Annotated in this window: 23 protein-coding genes and 1 other RNA gene; all 24 read right to left on the minus strand. The window is 64.5% G+C overall.

What is annotated here, in order from left to right; genetic code table 11:
• Positions 1 to 44: 44 nt before the first annotated feature.
• The 24 genes from HTY53_RS13470 to HTY53_RS13585 all read right to left on the minus strand — a co-directional run bounded on the left by HTY53_RS13470 (position 45) and on the right by HTY53_RS13585 (position 15348).
• A complete protein-coding gene (locus HTY53_RS13470; RefSeq protein WP_254599946.1) occupies positions 45 to 1115 on the minus strand; it encodes a Mu-like prophage major head subunit gpT family protein in 1071 nt (356 codons plus the stop codon).
• A 37-nt stretch (positions 1116 to 1152) separates the two neighbouring features.
• Complete coding sequence (locus HTY53_RS13475; RefSeq protein ID WP_174107046.1) at positions 1153 to 1563, minus strand: hypothetical protein; 411 nt, start codon at positions 1561 to 1563, stop codon at positions 1153 to 1155.
• A 35-nt stretch (positions 1564 to 1598) separates the two neighbouring features.
• A complete protein-coding gene (locus HTY53_RS13480) occupies positions 1599 to 2735 on the minus strand; it encodes a phage protease (protein ID WP_174107048.1) in 1137 nt (378 codons plus the stop codon).
• Positions 2736 to 2916: 181 nt separating this feature from the next.
• A complete protein-coding gene (locus HTY53_RS13485) occupies positions 2917 to 3573 on the minus strand; it encodes a DUF4145 domain-containing protein (RefSeq protein WP_174107050.1) in 657 nt (218 codons plus the stop codon).
• Positions 3574 to 3627: 54 nt separating this feature from the next.
• The gene (locus HTY53_RS13490) at positions 3628 to 4203 is read right to left on the minus strand and encodes a phage virion morphogenesis protein (protein ID WP_174107052.1); all 576 of its coding nucleotides are present in this window, start codon (positions 4201 to 4203) and stop codon (positions 3628 to 3630) included.
• Between the two features lie 109 nt (positions 4204 to 4312).
• Positions 4313 to 5617: a phage head morphogenesis protein gene (locus HTY53_RS13495; protein WP_174107054.1), complete on the minus strand. Its 1305-nt coding sequence runs from the start codon at positions 5615 to 5617 to the stop codon at positions 4313 to 4315.
• Positions 5604 to 7214, minus strand: a complete 1611-nt coding sequence (locus HTY53_RS13500) for a DUF935 domain-containing protein (RefSeq protein WP_174107056.1) — start codon at positions 7212 to 7214, stop codon at positions 5604 to 5606. Before HTY53_RS13500 ends, HTY53_RS13495 begins: the two co-directional genes overlap by 14 nt.
• Positions 7215 to 7220: 6 nt before the next feature.
• Positions 7221 to 8993 carry a hypothetical protein gene (locus HTY53_RS13505; RefSeq protein WP_174107057.1) on the minus strand — a complete coding sequence of 591 codons (1773 nt, stop codon included), beginning with the start codon at positions 8991 to 8993 and terminating at the stop codon, positions 7221 to 7223.
• Complete coding sequence (locus tag HTY53_RS13510; protein WP_174107059.1) at positions 8986 to 9486, minus strand: DUF1804 family protein; 501 nt, start codon at positions 9484 to 9486, stop codon at positions 8986 to 8988. The genes HTY53_RS13505 and HTY53_RS13510 overlap by 8 nt, the downstream gene beginning before the upstream one ends.
• 8 nt (positions 9487 to 9494) lie before the next feature.
• Positions 9495 to 9716 carry a hypothetical protein gene (locus HTY53_RS13515; RefSeq protein ID WP_174107060.1) on the minus strand — a complete coding sequence of 74 codons (222 nt, stop codon included), beginning with the start codon at positions 9714 to 9716 and terminating at the stop codon, positions 9495 to 9497.
• Positions 9713 to 9946 (minus strand): TraR/DksA C4-type zinc finger protein, encoded by a 234-nt coding sequence (locus tag HTY53_RS13520; protein ID WP_174107061.1) that lies wholly within the window; start codon positions 9944 to 9946, stop codon positions 9713 to 9715. Before HTY53_RS13520 ends, HTY53_RS13515 begins: the two co-directional genes overlap by 4 nt.
• The gene (locus HTY53_RS13525) at positions 9933 to 10550 is read right to left on the minus strand and encodes a lysis protein (RefSeq protein WP_174107063.1); all 618 of its coding nucleotides are present in this window, start codon (positions 10548 to 10550) and stop codon (positions 9933 to 9935) included. The genes HTY53_RS13520 and HTY53_RS13525 overlap by 14 nt, the downstream gene beginning before the upstream one ends.
• A complete protein-coding gene (locus tag HTY53_RS13530; protein WP_174107065.1) occupies positions 10537 to 10770 on the minus strand; it encodes a hypothetical protein in 234 nt (77 codons plus the stop codon). Before HTY53_RS13530 ends, HTY53_RS13525 begins: the two co-directional genes overlap by 14 nt.
• A complete protein-coding gene (locus HTY53_RS13535; RefSeq protein WP_174107067.1) occupies positions 10767 to 11204 on the minus strand; it encodes a structural protein in 438 nt (145 codons plus the stop codon). Before HTY53_RS13535 ends, HTY53_RS13530 begins: the two co-directional genes overlap by 4 nt.
• A 133-nt stretch (positions 11205 to 11337) precedes the next feature.
• Entirely contained in the window at positions 11338 to 11778 is a 441-nt protein-coding gene (locus HTY53_RS13540) for a Mor transcription activator family protein (RefSeq protein WP_254599947.1), read from the minus strand.
• The gene (locus HTY53_RS13545; RefSeq protein ID WP_174107069.1) at positions 11775 to 12173 is read right to left on the minus strand and encodes a gp16 family protein; all 399 of its coding nucleotides are present in this window, start codon (positions 12171 to 12173) and stop codon (positions 11775 to 11777) included. The genes HTY53_RS13540 and HTY53_RS13545 overlap by 4 nt, the downstream gene beginning before the upstream one ends.
• A 5-nt stretch (positions 12174 to 12178) precedes the next feature.
• Positions 12179 to 12481 carry a hypothetical protein gene (locus tag HTY53_RS13550; RefSeq protein ID WP_174107071.1) on the minus strand — a complete coding sequence of 101 codons (303 nt, stop codon included), beginning with the start codon at positions 12479 to 12481 and terminating at the stop codon, positions 12179 to 12181.
• A 3-nt stretch (positions 12482 to 12484) separates the two neighbouring features.
• Positions 12485 to 12551: hammerhead ribozyme type II (locus HTY53_RS13555), an RNA gene on the minus strand.
• Positions 12552 to 12558: 7 nt separating this feature from the next.
• Positions 12559 to 12831 (minus strand): HU family DNA-binding protein, encoded by a 273-nt coding sequence (locus HTY53_RS13560; protein ID WP_174107073.1) that lies wholly within the window; start codon positions 12829 to 12831, stop codon positions 12559 to 12561.
• A gap of 48 nt (positions 12832 to 12879) precedes the next feature.
• Positions 12880 to 13323: a hypothetical protein gene (locus HTY53_RS13565; protein ID WP_174107075.1), complete on the minus strand. Its 444-nt coding sequence runs from the start codon at positions 13321 to 13323 to the stop codon at positions 12880 to 12882.
• Positions 13324 to 13339: 16 nt separating this feature from the next.
• Complete coding sequence (locus HTY53_RS13570; RefSeq protein WP_174107077.1) at positions 13340 to 13966, minus strand: DUF3164 family protein; 627 nt, start codon at positions 13964 to 13966, stop codon at positions 13340 to 13342.
• 19 nt (positions 13967 to 13985) lie between these two features.
• On the minus strand, positions 13986 to 14333 hold the full coding sequence (locus HTY53_RS13575) for a hypothetical protein (RefSeq protein WP_174107079.1): 348 nt from the start codon (positions 14331 to 14333) through the stop codon (positions 13986 to 13988).
• Positions 14330 to 14923 carry a hypothetical protein gene (locus HTY53_RS13580; RefSeq protein WP_174107221.1) on the minus strand — a complete coding sequence of 198 codons (594 nt, stop codon included), beginning with the start codon at positions 14921 to 14923 and terminating at the stop codon, positions 14330 to 14332. Before HTY53_RS13580 ends, HTY53_RS13575 begins: the two co-directional genes overlap by 4 nt.
• Positions 14923 to 15348, minus strand: coding sequence for a hypothetical protein (locus HTY53_RS13585; protein ID WP_174107081.1), 426 nt, complete (start codon positions 15346 to 15348; stop codon positions 14923 to 14925). Before HTY53_RS13585 ends, HTY53_RS13580 begins: the two co-directional genes overlap by 1 nt.
• Positions 15349 to 15351: the final 3 nt, after the last annotated feature.

The following is a 15351-nucleotide window of genomic DNA, read 5'->3' on the forward strand; positions in this document are numbered from 1 at the left end:
CTTACGGCGTTGCGCGGCAGTGTCTCGGTGGGAGTGCTATCCCGTCAGCCCAGCCAGGGCGTGTTCAGCAGCTGAGCGGTGTTGCGGTAAATGTTGGTCGCGCCGTTGGCGTTCTTTTCGGCCTGCAGGATCTCCAACGCCTTGCCTTCCAGCGACGGGGGCACCACCAGGAGCGACGGCCGCACACCCAGGGGCTTGCCGTTGTCGCCCTTCATTTCCATCAGCTTGGCGCGCGCGGCGCCGTAGGTCTCGGCCGTCAGCTCTTCCTTGGAGGCGTAGGCCAGCTGCCACAGACCGAAGCCGACGTTGGAGCGCGCGTCCACGCCGTAGCGGAACTTCTTGCTGGTGAAGACCTGCTCGTCCGTCTCCTGGTCCATCGCCACGAACTTGTAGTCCTTGCGCACCTGGTAGATCAGCGGCTTGACCATCTTCGAGGTGTCGAGCAGGTACCAGGCCGTGCCGGAGCCGCCTTGGAAGTTGGAGACCGAGGCAGTCTTGCCGTCGGCGCCCAGCACCGGGTGATCGGTATCGAAGAAGTACTGGCCGTCGTAGCAGGGGTTGGAGAAGCCACTGGCCAGCAAGCCGAAGACCAGTTCGTCGGGATGCTGCTTCGCGTCCTGGCCCAGCTGGGAGATCATCGGTCCGTAGACGTTGTAGGTGTCGTCCTCGATCTCGTCGCGGTCGATGGTGATCGTGTTTTCCCACGGCTTGTTCTTGATGGTGAAGTCGTGGACCATCAGGTTCTGCAGCACGCGATCGCCGATCCATTCCCGGAAGCGCGTGGTCTGGCCCAGCCAGGGATATACCTCCTTCGAGGTGGTCGACGGCACCCGCATGGCGATCTTGTCCCAATCGCTCGGTACGCCCTCGAAGGCTTTCTGGAACAGGACCTTGTAGCCCTGGAACAGGGCTTGCAGGTTGCCGCGGTTGACCACCAGGCCGGCCACGCCCACGCCCATCAGGCGCTGGTCCACATCGGCGAACTGCAGCGGAACTGCAGCCGCCACCACAGCGGCGGGCATCTCGGCGAAGGCGTAGTTGGCGATCAGCAAAGCCACCGTCGCTACCGCCACCGCGACCGCCACGATGTGCCACTTGTTTCGGATGAATTTCATTGAAGTCTCCGGGTTGGGAAAAAGGGAATGGCGTGGGTCAGAACTCGACCCAAACGCCGGTTGCGTCGACGTCGCGGACCTTGCCTGCGACGGCGCGCGTGTCGGTGCCGTTGGTCTTGGCCACGGTCTGGTCGTCGACCAGGTAGCAGTCGGCGCCCACATCGGCGAGGGTCAGCTGATCGGCGCCGCCGGAGTTGGCAACGTGCCAGACGCCGCGGCGGACCTTGACGCGGTTCGCGCCGTCCGGCTGCCCGGTGTTGTCGACTTGCTCCTGCGCAATGCCAACGGCGCGAAGCGTGGCGGCGGTCGCCCCCTTGGTGGCCAAGCCAGTGGCCGAGTCGATCGCGACGATGGCGCCCGCGAAAATCTTGGTGTTGGCGGTCACCGGAAATTCGAAGTCGGTTCCGGCGCGGAAGGTGGTGTTGCGATCGGCGGTCAGCGCGGTCATGCGGATCTCCAAACGTTAAGAAAGGCGGGTACGCGTCAGGCGACGGCCTGGCCGGCCTGCGCGTATTCGCTCGGATCGATGCCCAGCGCGCTGCAGATCGCCAGCGCGTTACCGTCGTGGGCACCAGGCGCTTGCTGGGTGTTCACGGCCGGCTTCACAACCACGGTTTGCGTGGTGCGCAAGGCGGCGATCGGCGGCGTGTTGTCGACGTAGCTCTTGAGGGCCGCGAAATTCGACTTGCCCAAGTCGCGCGCCCATTGCTCTTGCGCCGGCAGCAGTCGACCATCGCTGAGTGCCTCCTGGACCAGCGCCTCGACGGATTGCTGGCCAGACTGGGCCTGCGCCTCGGCCAGTTGGGCCGTCAGCGCGGCCACTTGCTCGCGCAGGCCATTGCTGACCTCGATCGGCACGAACCTGGCCAGATCCACCTGATTGGCGCTCAGGGCGGCGATCTGCTGTTGGTTCTGTTCCAGCAGCTCGGCGAGATTGACGGACGCGGCCGCGGTGCCTTGCCCGCCGGACAGCTGGTCGATCAGCTTCTGCAGTTGCGCCTTGATCTCGTCGGCAGTGGCGCCAACGGGCATGTTCAGCAGCCAACGCAACTGCTCCAGCAACGCTTCGATATCCATGGGGTTTTCCTTCAGTGGAGCGACGGCCGATGGGGTGGCCGGGTTGATCAGCTCGATCAGCAGCTGCGAAGCGGCGGCGATGGTCACTTCGTCCATGCCATCGAGCGCGGGATTGTTGGTCAGGCCGGCGTGGAGCAACTGCTCGACCTGGCCGGTCTTCTGGTCGTAGCTGAACACCGGCGAGATGAACCGGTATTCCTTGGCAGCGATCATTGCCGCGGCCCGGTCGGTCCACTCGACGTCGACGGCGTACAGACCGTCGCCTTCGACCCATTCGACTTTGGAAAACCAGCCGGCGGCAGGCGCCGGCAGGCCGTTCTTCGCGGCGGCCAGCGTCTGATGCTCGTAGTCGATGACATAGGGCGTTTGCCGCGCCTCGGCCTGGTCGGCGATCAGCGCGGCGATGGCGGCGTCGATGTGCCAGTGGGCACATTCCTTGGGCCGGCCGTCGCGGGCACGGAAGGTCCCCGCCGGCAGGAGCTGCAGGCGGTTGTGGGAGGTCGGGATCTCGACCGAGAGGCTTGCGATGCCACGAATCGTCATGCCGCCATCTTGGGGATGTGGCGGGCTGACGTATCGGTGGAAGGGTGTCACCGGGCGGGTGTTCGCCCTGGCGGGAGGGATAGGCCAGCGGCGTTGCCGCTGTGAGCCGTTTTAACGGGGGCTTAACGCGGGGGAAGGCGGGACGGCGCTACCGTCACCGCTTCCTAAGGGAAAAATCGAGCTACGGGGCAAATCCTTGCCCGTCGTGCATCGGCCGGGGCCTGTACTCCACGGGCTGTGTTTCGTTCTCATTGCCACGACTTGCGCGTCCTCGCTGTACGCGCGCAGGTAGTTCGAAGAGAATTTCCGCAAGCGCCTCGGCGAATTTCAGCTGTCGGTCAGCATCCTCGCGCGTTGGGTCGGGCTCATCCATGTCCGCGTGGCGCTCGGCATTGGCACCAAGCCGGACCTCGTGAGCCCAGTCCCTCATGTCCTGGGTAATGACGTGGTCGGACGCGGCTTTCTCTATTCGTCTGAAGAGACTTCCCTCCACATAGCCTTTAAGCTTCAGCATCCAGTCGATAGCGGCGGCAGAGCAGACGATGCTGGGCGAAGGGTAACCTAGCGTTTCCCGTGCCTCCACCAGCTTCCTCCGTACTCTTTCGGGTATGTCCGTCGAGTACGACTTAGCCTGGGGCCAGACCCCAACCGCTACGTCAGCTTTTAGCTGCACCATGGTGCAGTGGTCGCAGGTCTGGCATTGCAGCAACAGGTAGCGCTCTTGGTTAAACGTACCCACTTCCGCTTCGGCCGCGTATCGTAGGTTTGGCGCTGCAATCCCGCACTGCGGGCATCGGTCAATATTGCACTGTTCAGCGAGCGAGGCCCGGTTCGGCACGGTGGTATCCCCTTGATTCCCGTTAAATCGGCAAGGATAGCCCAAAGCCACCCCCTATTTCAGCAGGTTGGCCAGGTAGTCCGAGACCGTCCGTTCGATGCTGTCCGCGTCCACCTGGGTCAGCGCCAGAAACGGCCGCGCAGGGATCTTCGTCTTCCAGCCGTCGCTGGTGTACTGAACCTTCCTGGCGCGCTTGTGGGAGTCCTTGGCGAACACCGCCAAGCGGGCGCCGCGGCCCTGGCCGCCTTGGCGCAGCAAGTTCCCCCGGGCGTCCGTCCGAAGTCGGACCCAGCCGGAATGGGCCGCCCTGGTGATTTCCCCCCCGAATTGGTGGATGGCAGCGTACCGGACGTTGGTGCCAACCACAGCCGAGTCGGCATCGGCCCGGGCAACGATCGAGCTGGCCAGCCGGCCGGAATCCTGCAGGATCTTGCCGTCGCCGCGCCGTTTCTTGGTCGCCGGCGCCAGGCCGAGCCATTGCGGGCGGCCCTGCTGCTCGAAGTTTTCCTCGACGGCATCGGCCAAGATGCCGGCGATCGCCCGCATCAGCGGGCGCTTGCTCCGTTCGAAGCCCGCCAGGCGGCCCATCGCCGCGGTGACGTTGCGGTAGTCGACCTCGATGTCGATCATGGCTTATACTGTCCCCCAAGCCTCGGAAACACGGTGAATCTCCCGGCCGTAGGACGCCCAGCAACGGGCGGACCGCGTGAGGGGAAATGGGAGTCCCTCCCGAGGCTTCTTAACTCCCAAGCAGTTCATCCCGGACTACCTGTCCGCGCCGCGCAGCCCGTTTGGCGGCTGCAACATTGCTCTCTCGGAACGACGTCAGAAACAGCGCCTTGCCGCTCCTGGTTGCCTTGATCACGGCGTGGTACAGCCTATCTTGCTGTCGCACGAACACCAGGCTTTGATCGCCATCGCGGATCACCAGCTGGGCCTGCTCGATGACATCCTGGACGCGCCAGTAGTCGGCCAGCCCGATCGACTGCCGCTCGCGGTTCACCAGCTGCTTGACCAGGGTATCGTCCGACAGCCACACCGTCTGCGTTTCGACGCCGAGCGCCGTCCGGTCAGCTGCGCTAAGGATCGCCACGGGATAGCGCTGACCATGCACCAGTCGCGGCTGCAGCGCAGCGCGCAGTGCCTCGTTACCCAGCTCCGGCGCCTGGCGTCGCGCCTCGGCGACGGCTGCCTCCGTCTGCCGATACCATCGCTCGAACCCAGGGCCGGTCAACTCGCCCTTAACGTACTGGCGGGCCGTGCCCATGGCGTACTTGTCCAGCTCGGGCTGGAAGGCGGCGCGCCCTGGATTGAAGCCGAACCCTGGGTCGGTGGTGAAGTTCTTACCCGTGATCGGGTCGCGATACGCCACCGTAGGCCGCGTCTCGCCGTCGCGGTTGATGAGCTGGTCGACCTCCGATAGCCGCCCCTCGCTGCTCGCCACGGGCAGCGCCTGGTCCTCGACGTCTGCCTGGCTCCGTGCACGCACTCGGCATCGGCAACGGTAGCCGTTGGGCGGATAGAACATGCGCCAGAACGGATCGTCGTAGCGCAGAACCCGGCCGTGCAGGACGCGATGTGCCGGCCGGGTGCGGTTGTCCATCACTGCCACATATTGCAAGTACGGCCGGTCGGCCGCGTTCTCCAGCTGCGTCGCGAAGCGGCCAGCCATGTAGGCCGACTGCATGTTGGTCTCGAAGATGGTGCGAAGCCGGCGCGGCCCGAGGCGCTTGCCCTCGATCTCCCCGGTATCGGCGTCGACGCGGTATCCCTTGCCCAGCCAGCCCTTGCGCTCGAGCAGGGGTCGCATCTCCTTCTGGAACTCGGCCAGCGTCCCGCCTTCGCGCAGGGACTTGTCCAGAGAGCTGCGGATGTCCTGCAGGACGTCCAGCTTCATCACGCCTGCGACGGTGAACGCTTTCGCATTCGCTTCGGCCCAAACGTCCTGCCACCTGAATCCGACCGCGTAGCCCTTGCTCTGGAAGTATTCGATCGCCTTGTCGGGCGGCAGACCGATCGCGTACGCCAGGTCAGCTGTCGCCATTCAGCCGTCCCCAGACATCGGCCACGAAGATGGCGCGTGCCAGCAGCTCCTGGAGCGCGCTGTCGTCCATTTCTGGGTAGGCAGTGACCAATGCCTCGATGGCATCCTCGGGACTGCCGCCACTGCGTACAGCTTCGATGGCTGGCGCGAGCAGTTTGGCCGCCTCCACGTCCAACGCCTGGCCAGGCAGATTTTCGGTAGCCAGGTCGATTGCCTGCTGGTCGGGATAGACGATCTCGCCGTCTTTGTTGGTCAGCACCGCCCGATAGGTCATGGCGGCAGTGCGGGGTTGCTTCGGAGCCGGCGCAGGTTGTGGCCGCAGTTCCGGGGGGACCGCCATCTCCGGCCTGGCCACTTCCAACACGGCTTCGTCCTCTTTGGGCCTAGGGATTGCGAGCTTGTCATGCGCCCAGTTCACCGGCACCTTCAAGCCAATACCGACGAGCTTCGGCAGTGCCTCGGCGTACAACTTCAGGTCTTCCGGCGCGCGGGTGTCGAACTTGAACGATGGCGTGCGGCGCCGGTCCGTCACGCCGAAGTTAAGCGCGCAGATTGGGTACAGCACGTCGCGCCTGATCGTGCCTTCCAGTTGCCGAGCGTCCGCGACCTTCAAGTCGTGGCGGACCTCGTTATGGACGTTGCCAAGGGCGTTGGTCGACGATTTCCCATCCGCCTGGCTGGTCAGCGTGCCGCCGAGGATTGCCTTCGACTGCGTCCGCTCGCACCAGTCCATCATGGCCTCGTGCGGATCTTGGCTGCCCTGCGCCGCGGACTGGAAGTCGATCGCCATGCTGTCGGGGATGATCCCGGCGGCATTGTGGCCGATCTCGGTGACCGCGCGCAGCAGCGCCAGCTTCTCGTCCTTGCTCGCACCAGGCGAGTATTTGCCGACCCGCAACGGCAAACCATAGATCTCCAGGAACTCTGCAAGATCCCGAACGCTGTAGTTCTTGAACAGGTACGGCCAGGCCAGCACCCGGTGCAAGCCGCTGCGGGTGATGTAGCCGGACTTGGCTTTGTGCCGATGCACCACCCATCCGAACGGCCACAGTTCGATCCCTTCGGCGGCATTGCCGCGCAGACGCAGGTCGTTCTGCCTAGCGTACGGTGTCATAAACCAGCGCTGAGGACGATGGTCAAACACGGCCGGCAGCCAAAGACCCTCGGTACGTTCCCAGGTGATCTCCATGGCGGAAAAGCCGTGTCCGATCGCATCGAGCAGGTCGAGCAGGAAATCATCAGTGTCCGGCAGATCCCGGAACCACTCCTGCAGCATCTGCGCCTGGCGCTTCTCCTCCGCCGTCGCATTGGGCGGCGGCTCGATCGACCAGTCCAGCGTCAGCAGCGCGCGCTTGCGCTTGGACATCTCGGAATAGATATGACCGTCCTTTTCCTCCATGTCCTGGAACAGGTCCGCCTGTGCCATCAGGTCGCCTTGCTCGGCCAGCTCCAGAATGCGCGCCAGCTTCGGCGGCGTTAGGCCGCGCGATGGGTGCTCCGCATACTCGTTGCGCAGCGAATGGAGATGGGAGGACTGCGGCTCCTCCAATACCGTCCGCTCAATGGGGCGGCCGAACTGGTCAACGATTTTTGCCATGATTTCCTACCAGCCGCCGCGGTCGATGCTGAACAGCTCGTCTCCGCGCCCGGCGTCTTGCGCGTGCTTTGGCACGGGGGTATAGCCTTCGCTGGCGCCGTGCGCCCGCGTCGACGCGATCACCCACAAGATGTGGAGTGCGGTCAGGCCGTCATAGTGGTGATGCGACTGCTTCTCGGGCCAGGTATCCAACTCGTCCAGGAGCTGGCGTAGCTCGGCATGCAGGAGGATGCTGGGCGACAGCCGATCGGTGACGAACGGCTCCAGCGAGTCAATGCGCACCTCGGCCGGCACCGTGGCCGTCACGCCGACCAGCGGCAGTGGCACGCCTTTACGCATGCCGGCCTGGATAAACGTCTGGCGCGAGTGCTCGTAGGCGTTGTTGTTCTCGAACCCGATGGCGCGGCACTTGAACTCGCGCTGCATGGCAATCAGATCGGCTTCCAACTTGGACGGTACCCTGCGCTTGATCTCGGCGTGGATGACATGCAGCCTGCCGTTCCAGGTATCGAAGCCGCCGACGAGCAGCGCCGAGGGGTCAGACTTCTCATTGGCGCCCATGGACGGGTCGCAGGCACCAAACATCATCCAATGCTGCAGGCGCTGCACCCAGTACGTAATGTTGCCGAAGGTCTTGTCCTCGTCGGTACGCGGGTCACCCTGCAGCTCGGTGTTGAATGCCTTCGGGGCCTTCGCGCGCTGGCGCATTAGCCAAAACAGCGGCCGCACCGACGGCCACGAGATCCGAGCGCCCGCATCCATCGCTTCCCGGTGTGCGAGATAGAACCGGTAGGACGGCAGCTCGTCTTCCGGCACCACGCGACCTTCGCGCGATGCCTGATCGACCACCGCCCGGTCCCGGTTGCGCATCAGCTCCTCGCACTCGGCCCACAGGTCCATGTTGGTCGGCATCTGCTCGATCGCACGGAAGTGATGCACGACATGGCCGATGGTCTTCTTGGCGCGCGAGATCGGGTCGTCCTTGTCCAGCACGGTGCCGACGCCCGCGTACTTAACGCTGCCGTCCGGCGGGCCGAGATAGTCGATCGCCTTCGTCAACCAGTTCCAGCGGTTTTGCCGCTCGGTCGGGCTCTTGGCCTCAGCGTCCGTAATGAGGTCATCGCCCATCAGCAGCTTCGGTCGGCTCGACCCGTGGAAGGTGCCGCGGATCGCCTGGTCCGCACCGAACGATTCCAGCTTCACGTTGGTGCGAAACACCGCCTCGCCGATTCGCCAGAGGCTGGTGCTGCCGCACGCTTCCGGGAAGTCCAGCAGCAGCATGGCGTTGGCCGTCAGCTCCGTCTTGACGACCTCGATCAGCTTGGCCGGGAGCTTCGTTTCGGCGCCGAGCAGGATGACGTAGTCGATAAACGGCGGCAGCGGTCCCTCCCAGCCAACTTCCTGCTGGATCTCCGGCCGCTGCAGCAAGCCACGCACCACGCAGTACGCCGGGCCGATCTTGGTGGCCAGCGACGACTTAGCCTCGCCCCGCGGTGCCACCCACCATTCCAGCGCGCCGCGCGGCTGCTCCAGCAGCCGAGGGAATCGTTGGCAGAAATGAGCCTGGAAGCTCGACGGCGTGCCGCGGATGTGGTGCGGGAAGTAGGTGTAGGCGAAGAACTGGAAGTCTCCGTCCTTAAGCACCCGGCGACGCCGCTCTGCGATGGCGGCGGGACTCGCGTCCAGCCCGGATTGGTGAGCCTCGATATCGCGAAGGAGCTGCGCAGACAGCTCTGCCAGCTCCTTCTTGAACTCGTGCTCGGTAAGAGTCTCAGCCATACGCTTTGCTCAGCTCCGCCCCGAAGGGCTCCAAGATCTCGACGAAAGCCTTGATGTGCTGGGGATGGCGATCCTTGACGAACGCCGCCAGACGCTGCAGCACCTCCATGGCGGTGGCCAGCTCCGAGGTCTCCGGGAGAATCCGCTTGCTGGCCGAGATCGTCTTGTTGTAGGCGTCGGCCAGGCTCGATAGCATCTGCACCTTCGCGCCAGGCTTAAGGTCTGCGTCGTTGGTGATGGCGTCCATCGAAGCCTGGTACTGCAGGACCAGCCCGGCGAGCATCTGCCGAGCGATGTCCTCGATCGTGCCGCCCGCCATCAGCTGCGCGGCCTGGGCCTTATCCCAGTCGTCGCCGGCAGCGCGCGCATCCGTCTTCCACCGCCTGGCGGTCCCATAGGACACGCCGGCCTTCATGGCCGCTACCTCAAGGGTGAGGCGGTCGAACACGAATGCGCTGCGTACCTTGTCGCGCGTTGCCTTGTCGTGGGCCATGCCGCCCCTTACAGACCGAACTTGGCCCGGATTGCAGAGACCCCGGCCGATGTCAGCAGCGAAGCGAGCGTGCCGGCGATCGCGCCGGTGGTGGCGGCCTTGACCTCGACAGCGCGCAAGCGGCCGTCCAGCTCCTCGAGCTTGTCGTCCTGCCGCTTCTGGTTCTGCAGCATCATGTCCATCTTGCCCTCGATGCGGCCCAGGGCCTGGAACTGTTCCTGTTCGTTCATCCAAATCTCCGGGGGGAGTGTTGCTCCAGGCGAGCCTGGCATTCAATGCAGTAGCGGCAGCCGGGCACCGCCAACTGGCGTGCCTCGGGAATCGGCTCCCCACATGCTTCGTCCTGGCAGTACTGGGCCGAGGTGCCAGTCGAAAGCCGGGCGCGAACCCGTGCGATCGAGGCGACACGCTCGGCTTGTTCCAGCTGGCTCGCTTCGTCCAGGGCTTTATTGCTCAGCATCGTGACCCTCCTCGTAGTCGATCAGGCGGTTCAGTTGCTCCTCGAGCTGCCGGCATCGCCCGCCGTATTGGATATGGTGGGAGAGGATGTCAGCGGGGCCGATATCGGCGGGGAGTAGCTCGTCCTCGGCTGCAAGGGCTTGACCGGCTCCGGGCGCTTCAACAGGTGGGCCGGAGGTTTGGCCGGCGGGGGGCACTGGAGCGCCGATGGCGGCGTTGTAATCGCGCAGCCAGCCACGAGTGAAGATGCAGTGAGGAAGAGGCTGCAGCGCGGCGCCAGGCGCCTCACGATAGACGGTCGTAACACGTTCCACCCGTTTGGAGAGTTGCTCGGTGAGATCATCGATCCGGCTCTCGGCTTTCAGCAGCGCCGCGCTGAGCCGGTTGCCACGGTCGGCTTCGCTGGCCAGCTTTTGCGCTGCGGCCGACGCCGCTGTCGCGGCCTGCTCCGCATACTGGCGGCGCAGCTCGGACACCTTCGCATTGCCCAGCGCGGTGCCGTGCCGATCGCCGAGGACCATGCCGCCGACCCCGCCGACCAGGACGCCTACCAGCAGCGCGACGACGGCCCATACGATCGCTTCAGCGCGGTTAAGCGGCGTCATCGACCTTCCTCCGGCGCACTGCTTGCGCAAGGCGCATCACGCAGGTATAGCCGCCGACGCAGGCCAGGTAGGCCCACCAGACCTCGACAGTGAGCTGATCCTTCCAACCAAGGCGGATAAACAGGATGGTGGCGACCGCGTTGGCGATGTTCGGCCACAGCTTCGTGTGGGAAAGGCGCCCGGTCTGCTCGTCGGAGACCAGCTCCAGAAGGCGCTTCATTCGATGCCCGCCATCCGCATGGCCTGGTCAATCAGGGACGCGCTGTAGGGCTGGACGCCGTTCTCGTGGCGAATGATGGCGACGACCAACACGCGCATGACTGCCGGGTCGGAGGTATCGATGTGGTCGTTCGGATCGACATCGAGCGCACGGGCGACCGACCGGATATAGGCTTCCGTATCGTTCTCGTTCGGGGGCGCCCAGCGGCTGATGATTTCGCGGACCGTATCGATACGCGGCTGGCCAACGCCGGGAATGCCTTCCTTGCTGCCGTAGTTCAGCAGTATTCGGCAAATTGCCCGGATGCCGTATGTAGGCTCGGTGAACTGGCAGAACGCCTTGTCGGTGCGCATGTGAGGCGCGACCAGCCCTTGCCAGCCGTCGCCCCAGCGGATGTTGCCGGGATTGTTGTTGCGGATGCCGCGTGGTTGCACGTGTGCCCCTACAGTGTCTCTTGATGTAGGTGCCAGTCTGCTGACCCACGCGCGAGGCGATAACCTCAATCGATGTCAGGTGGAGGAAAAGCAAAGCCCCGCACAGGGCGGGGCTTAACGGTCTTTGCGGCGGTTAGAACAGTGTAGCCTGCGTTGCGGTCGGTGGTCCATCCCGGTCCGTCTGGTTGAGAATTCGCCAGACCTGGCGGTCGGACACGCGGTATCGGACCGCGAGCGTTGCCACGGCATGCAGGGCGCTATGCTCGCGCGTGATCTGGTCGAACTCGGAGCGGATCTGGCGATCGCGCAGCTCTCGCAGCGCCGCCGAGCACAGGGGGATGTAAATCTCCTGCCCGCCCAGCATCTTGACCAGGCGGGTCGCCGCATCCTCGCCAACCGCCTCCGCCAGGATCTGGTACCGGATTTCGCCGGCGGTGTTCTTGCGCATCGGCACCGGGAACGTCGAGCCGCCGAAATGCTCCACCAGCTTGAGCGCGGCCGGCACGCCGATGGCTTGGACGACCGCCTGGACCAGCGCTGGCAACAGGTTCTTCACGTCAGCCAGATTCATCATGCCCTCCCGTGACGCTTGGCGTCTTTCTGGAGCGCTGCGGTGATGCGCCACAGCTGGTCGACGTCGCACCAGTCGACCTTCTCGATGCCGAACATGTGCTTGGCCATGGCGTCGACGTACGACCACGGGCGTTTGGCCTCGGCCAGCAGCGCCTCGATCTTGCCGACCAGTGCGTTCTTGTCGCGCGTCGGGCGCGGGCGTCGACCAACCTGGCGCAGTGGCTTGAAGCCACAGCGCTCCAGGTGGCTCATGACCTTGGCTGCGCCGATTGGAGACAGGTCCTTGGCGGACTCAACGCCGCCGATGCTTCGCAGCATGGCGCGGTAGTCCTCGTCTTCCATTGCGAGCTGCTTCTTGGCAATGTGGATCTTGGCTAAAGTCGCCGTGGATACCATGGCTTTCACCTCCACTCGCTTGCTTGCTGGACAGCGGTGCCGACGGCGACGACATCGACATCGCGAGATGGGCACCACATCAGCGCGCCAAGCCAAGCTGCGAGTTCGCTCTTCTTTGCTTCCACCGTGAGGGCGTCGGCGACGCCTGGGATGTACAGGCCCTTACCGTCAGGGCCATCCTCGGCCGTCGCCTCGATTAGAGAAACGACAGCGCGCGACAGTCCGCGTGCGAGGGCCACGGCCCCATATGGCACGCTCATTCCGAAGTGAACCCGGCCGGTCGGCCAGCAGTATGCGTAGATCATCATTTGTTGTGGCTGCTCGTCAGTGCCAGGCCGCCACGCCTGGCAGACACCCGCATGGGCGGGTGTTTCGCATCGATCCGTCAGGCGACAGCGGCCTTCAGGTTGCTACCGACCTTGAACTTCGGCACGCGCGTCGCCGGGACGGCGATGGTCTCGCCGGTTTTTGGATTCCGGGACACGCGGGCCGCGCGGTCGACCACCGCGAAGGCACCGAAGCCGGTAATCGCAACGGTTCCTCCGGCGGCGAGCGTGTTCGTCACGCCGCTGATAACAGCATTCAGCGCGCGTTCCGCGTCAATCTTGCTGAGCTTCGCCTCGGTGGCAATGTGGGCGATCAGGTCTGCTTTATTCATTGGTCATTCCTTAACGTTTGGCTTCAGATCCGGCGGTCGTAGCGCCGGTTACTGCGGGTTGGCCGGGATGGCCGGAGCCGGTACACCGACGCTCAGTACGGCAATTCGTTCGTTGGTCTTGCAGAAGTGGCGGAGCATCGAACGCGGCGACCGCCAGTTCGGCAAGTAGAGGACCATCTTCTCGTCCAGCTTGGGGAAGACCTTGGCGGCTTGCCGCTTGCCGAATGCCTTGACAATCTCGGCCTTGCGCTTCGGCGTGTACAGGCTCCGTGCCGTGGGACACATGAACCGCCGCGCCTCCTCGCACTGGCCCTTGACCCATTCCCCTCGCCACTCACCGTTGACATAGACGGTCAGCAAGTACGAGAGCTTCCGGTAGGGCTCCACGCGGATCGCAACGCGGTAGCCGTCACAGTCGAGATCCACCATGCCGTACGGCACGGACAGCTCGCGCTCGATGCGTTCGATGGATTCCTTCGATAGCGTTCCCATTGCGCTCTCCCAGTGCTCAGACGGTGGCGATGTCCAGGGAGATCGGCTGGTACTTCTCGGTGTCGCCGATCCGCTCATAGAAGCGAACGTAGGTCTTCGTTCCGACGACCTGCACGCTGTCGCTGATCGCAAACATGGCTTGCTTCCAGCGCGCGTCCTGAATATCGAGTCGGCGCAGCGAGAGGATGCGACCCGTGTTCAGGTTGCCTTCCTTGTCGGTGTCGAATGCGTTTTGGATGATGGCCTGGATCTCCGGTCGCGAGTCGGCCGTCCACTCGGCCACCAGCTCATCGATCATCGCTTTGGCGGCTTGCAGCCGCTCATCGAACGTGATGTTGTCCGCGCGTGCGATCTGGACCTTGTAGCGGCCATCGAAGCTGTAGAGCGTCACGTTGCCTTTGGCGCCACCGACCTTCGCGCCGTATTCTTCGGCGGACATCGAGATGAACGCCTCGACATCGCCAAAGACGCGCTTCTTGAGGTCGGCAAGGACGCGGCTCTGCGCCTTCGCCATGGCTATCAGCTCGCCCACGACTTGGTCGCGGGCACGGTCGATCGGCTTAACCATGCTCTCTGGCACTAGCCGGCCGTGGGCATCCTGCATGTAGCCGGCCGGGAGTTCGGTCTGTGCTGCTTGGGTCATCATTTTCTCCGAGGGTTCTTCAGTGGCAGGTCGCAGTGGGCGTGGCTTCCGTCGTCCTCACCGGCACAACGACGACCTGGCCAGCCCAGCGCTGATAGACCTGCCGGCGGACTGCCAATGCGTTGCTGCTGAGCCGCTCGTAGGCGTCGGTTGACAGCCAGCCAACGGCCCGCGCGTACGCGATGAGTCCGCGGGCCATGGCGAAGCCTTCCGCCACCGTCATGGGGTCCTCGGCGTCCATCGCGCAGCGCTGGAAGGTCAGGTATCCGTCCGCCAGCTCGGTGACCTCGGCGGTCCAGTTGATGCGCTCAGCGGCGATCGCCTCGAAGGTGGCGCGCACCTGCTCGATTCGCTTGTCGGTATTCATTTGTGGTCTCCAATGGCGTCCGCACGACGGCTACCAGCCGCGCGCAGGATTTCTTTACGAAGGTCGTCAGGGATAGCGGCACGTGCTGCTGGCTCCGCGACGGTCACCGGCTGCATCCTTGAGGCCGGGGTGCCGGCCCCGGCGTGGCCGGCCCGCTGCGCTTCGATGTGACGTTCCGCCACGGCGTCCTTGCGATCGGACAGGCCCGCGACGACGGCACAGAGATAGCCGTGCGACTTAAGCGGAAGCCGCAGAGACCCGGCGTCGCGCTGTGCCAGCATCTGGTCGAAGCCTTGGCACCAGTAGTCCATCGGGGCTGGCCACTCGCGGCCATGGACGTCCTTAACGGTGCCGGCCTGGATCATCGGCACCAGCTCAGCCAGGATGGCCGCGACCCGCTCGTACCGCATCTCGGTCTTGGCCGGTGCGAACAGTCCGACATATCCCAACAGGGGACGGAGCAGCTTGCTTGCGGCCGGATGGGCGTTGATCAGCTGCAGAATCGCCTCGCGCACGCCGTCGTGGGCAAACACGACGTCCAGCGTCAGCGTGTTTCGGCATACCGGGCAACGAAAGCTCGGGAGCGGCATCAAGCAACCCCCGCGGCTTTCATGACCTGGTCCACATTGATGCGGTCCAGATAGGCGATCAGGTCCGACGTCTGCTCGGGCGAGAGTTGGACCGTCCGCTGGCCGTCAGAGATGCGCAGGTCGCCGCGCGACGACAATGCGGCGCTGAATCCTGCGCTGTCGCCAGACGTTGCACCTCGCACCTTGACGACGCGCTGTCGCGGATTGAGCGTTTCGTCCGGTGGATTCTCCGGATTGATGCGGTATGCGTTCACAGGCCGGCCGACGCCCTCCGACTGGACCTTCTCGACAAGCACTTCGCCGCGATCGATCTCGCCGACGATGTAATTGCCAGGGTTTTCAATGCCGGTTTCGTCGACGATCTCCGGCGTCCGAATGCCCGGTCGCGACTTGATCAGCGCGATGATGGTTTGCTTATTGGTCATGGC

The sequence above is a fragment of the Cupriavidus gilardii genome, assembly GCF_013314895.1.
GTDB lineage: Bacteria > Pseudomonadota > Gammaproteobacteria > Burkholderiales > Burkholderiaceae > Cupriavidus > Cupriavidus gilardii_C.

What these genes read in the sequence shown, in the direction of transcription:
- HTY53_RS13560 (WP_174107073.1), bottom strand. Translation starts at nt 12,831, where the DNA reads ATGAATAAAGCAGACCTGATCGCCCACATTGCCACCGAGGCGAAGCTC.
- HTY53_RS13475 (WP_174107046.1), bottom strand. Translation starts at nt 1,563, where the DNA reads ATGACCGCGCTGACCGCCGATCGCAACACCACCTTCCGCGCCGGAACC.
- HTY53_RS13580 (WP_174107221.1), bottom strand. Translation starts at nt 14,923, where the DNA reads ATGCCGCTCCCGAGCTTTCGTTGCCCGGTATGCCGAAACACGCTGACG.
- HTY53_RS13530 (WP_174107065.1), bottom strand. Translation starts at nt 10,770, where the DNA reads ATGAAGCGCCTTCTGGAGCTGGTCTCCGACGAGCAGACCGGGCGCCTT.
- HTY53_RS13520 (WP_174107061.1), bottom strand. Translation starts at nt 9,946, where the DNA reads ATGCTGAGCAATAAAGCCCTGGACGAAGCGAGCCAGCTGGAACAAGCC.
- HTY53_RS13575 (WP_174107079.1), bottom strand. Translation starts at nt 14,333, where the DNA reads ATGAATACCGACAAGCGAATCGAGCAGGTGCGCGCCACCTTCGAGGCG.
- HTY53_RS13505 (WP_174107057.1), bottom strand. Translation starts at nt 8,993, where the DNA reads ATGGCTGAGACTCTTACCGAGCACGAGTTCAAGAAGGAGCTGGCAGAG.
- HTY53_RS13480 (WP_174107048.1), bottom strand. Translation starts at nt 2,735, where the DNA reads ATGACGATTCGTGGCATCGCAAGCCTCTCGGTCGAGATCCCGACCTCC.
- HTY53_RS13470 (WP_254599946.1), bottom strand. Translation starts at nt 1,115, where the DNA reads ATGAAATTCATCCGAAACAAGTGGCACATCGTGGCGGTCGCGGTGGCG.
- HTY53_RS13565 (WP_174107075.1), bottom strand. Translation starts at nt 13,323, where the DNA reads ATGGGAACGCTATCGAAGGAATCCATCGAACGCATCGAGCGCGAGCTG.
- HTY53_RS13500 (WP_174107056.1), bottom strand. Translation starts at nt 7,214, where the DNA reads ATGGCAAAAATCGTTGACCAGTTCGGCCGCCCCATTGAGCGGACGGTA.
- HTY53_RS13510 (WP_174107059.1), bottom strand. Translation starts at nt 9,486, where the DNA reads ATGGCCCACGACAAGGCAACGCGCGACAAGGTACGCAGCGCATTCGTG.
- HTY53_RS13585 (WP_174107081.1), bottom strand. Translation starts at nt 15,348, where the DNA reads ATGACCAATAAGCAAACCATCATCGCGCTGATCAAGTCGCGACCGGGC.
- HTY53_RS13540 (WP_254599947.1), bottom strand. Translation starts at nt 11,778, where the DNA reads ATGATGAATCTGGCTGACGTGAAGAACCTGTTGCCAGCGCTGGTCCAG.
- HTY53_RS13550 (WP_174107071.1), bottom strand. Translation starts at nt 12,481, where the DNA reads ATGATGATCTACGCATACTGCTGGCCGACCGGCCGGGTTCACTTCGGA.
- HTY53_RS13525 (WP_174107063.1), bottom strand. Translation starts at nt 10,550, where the DNA reads ATGACGCCGCTTAACCGCGCTGAAGCGATCGTATGGGCCGTCGTCGCG.
- HTY53_RS13545 (WP_174107069.1), bottom strand. Translation starts at nt 12,173, where the DNA reads ATGGTATCCACGGCGACTTTAGCCAAGATCCACATTGCCAAGAAGCAG.
- HTY53_RS13515 (WP_174107060.1), bottom strand. Translation starts at nt 9,716, where the DNA reads ATGAACGAACAGGAACAGTTCCAGGCCCTGGGCCGCATCGAGGGCAAG.
- HTY53_RS13495 (WP_174107054.1), bottom strand. Translation starts at nt 5,617, where the DNA reads ATGGCGACAGCTGACCTGGCGTACGCGATCGGTCTGCCGCCCGACAAG.
- HTY53_RS13490 (WP_174107052.1), bottom strand. Translation starts at nt 4,203, where the DNA reads ATGATCGACATCGAGGTCGACTACCGCAACGTCACCGCGGCGATGGGC.
- HTY53_RS13570 (WP_174107077.1), bottom strand. Translation starts at nt 13,966, where the DNA reads ATGACCCAAGCAGCACAGACCGAACTCCCGGCCGGCTACATGCAGGAT.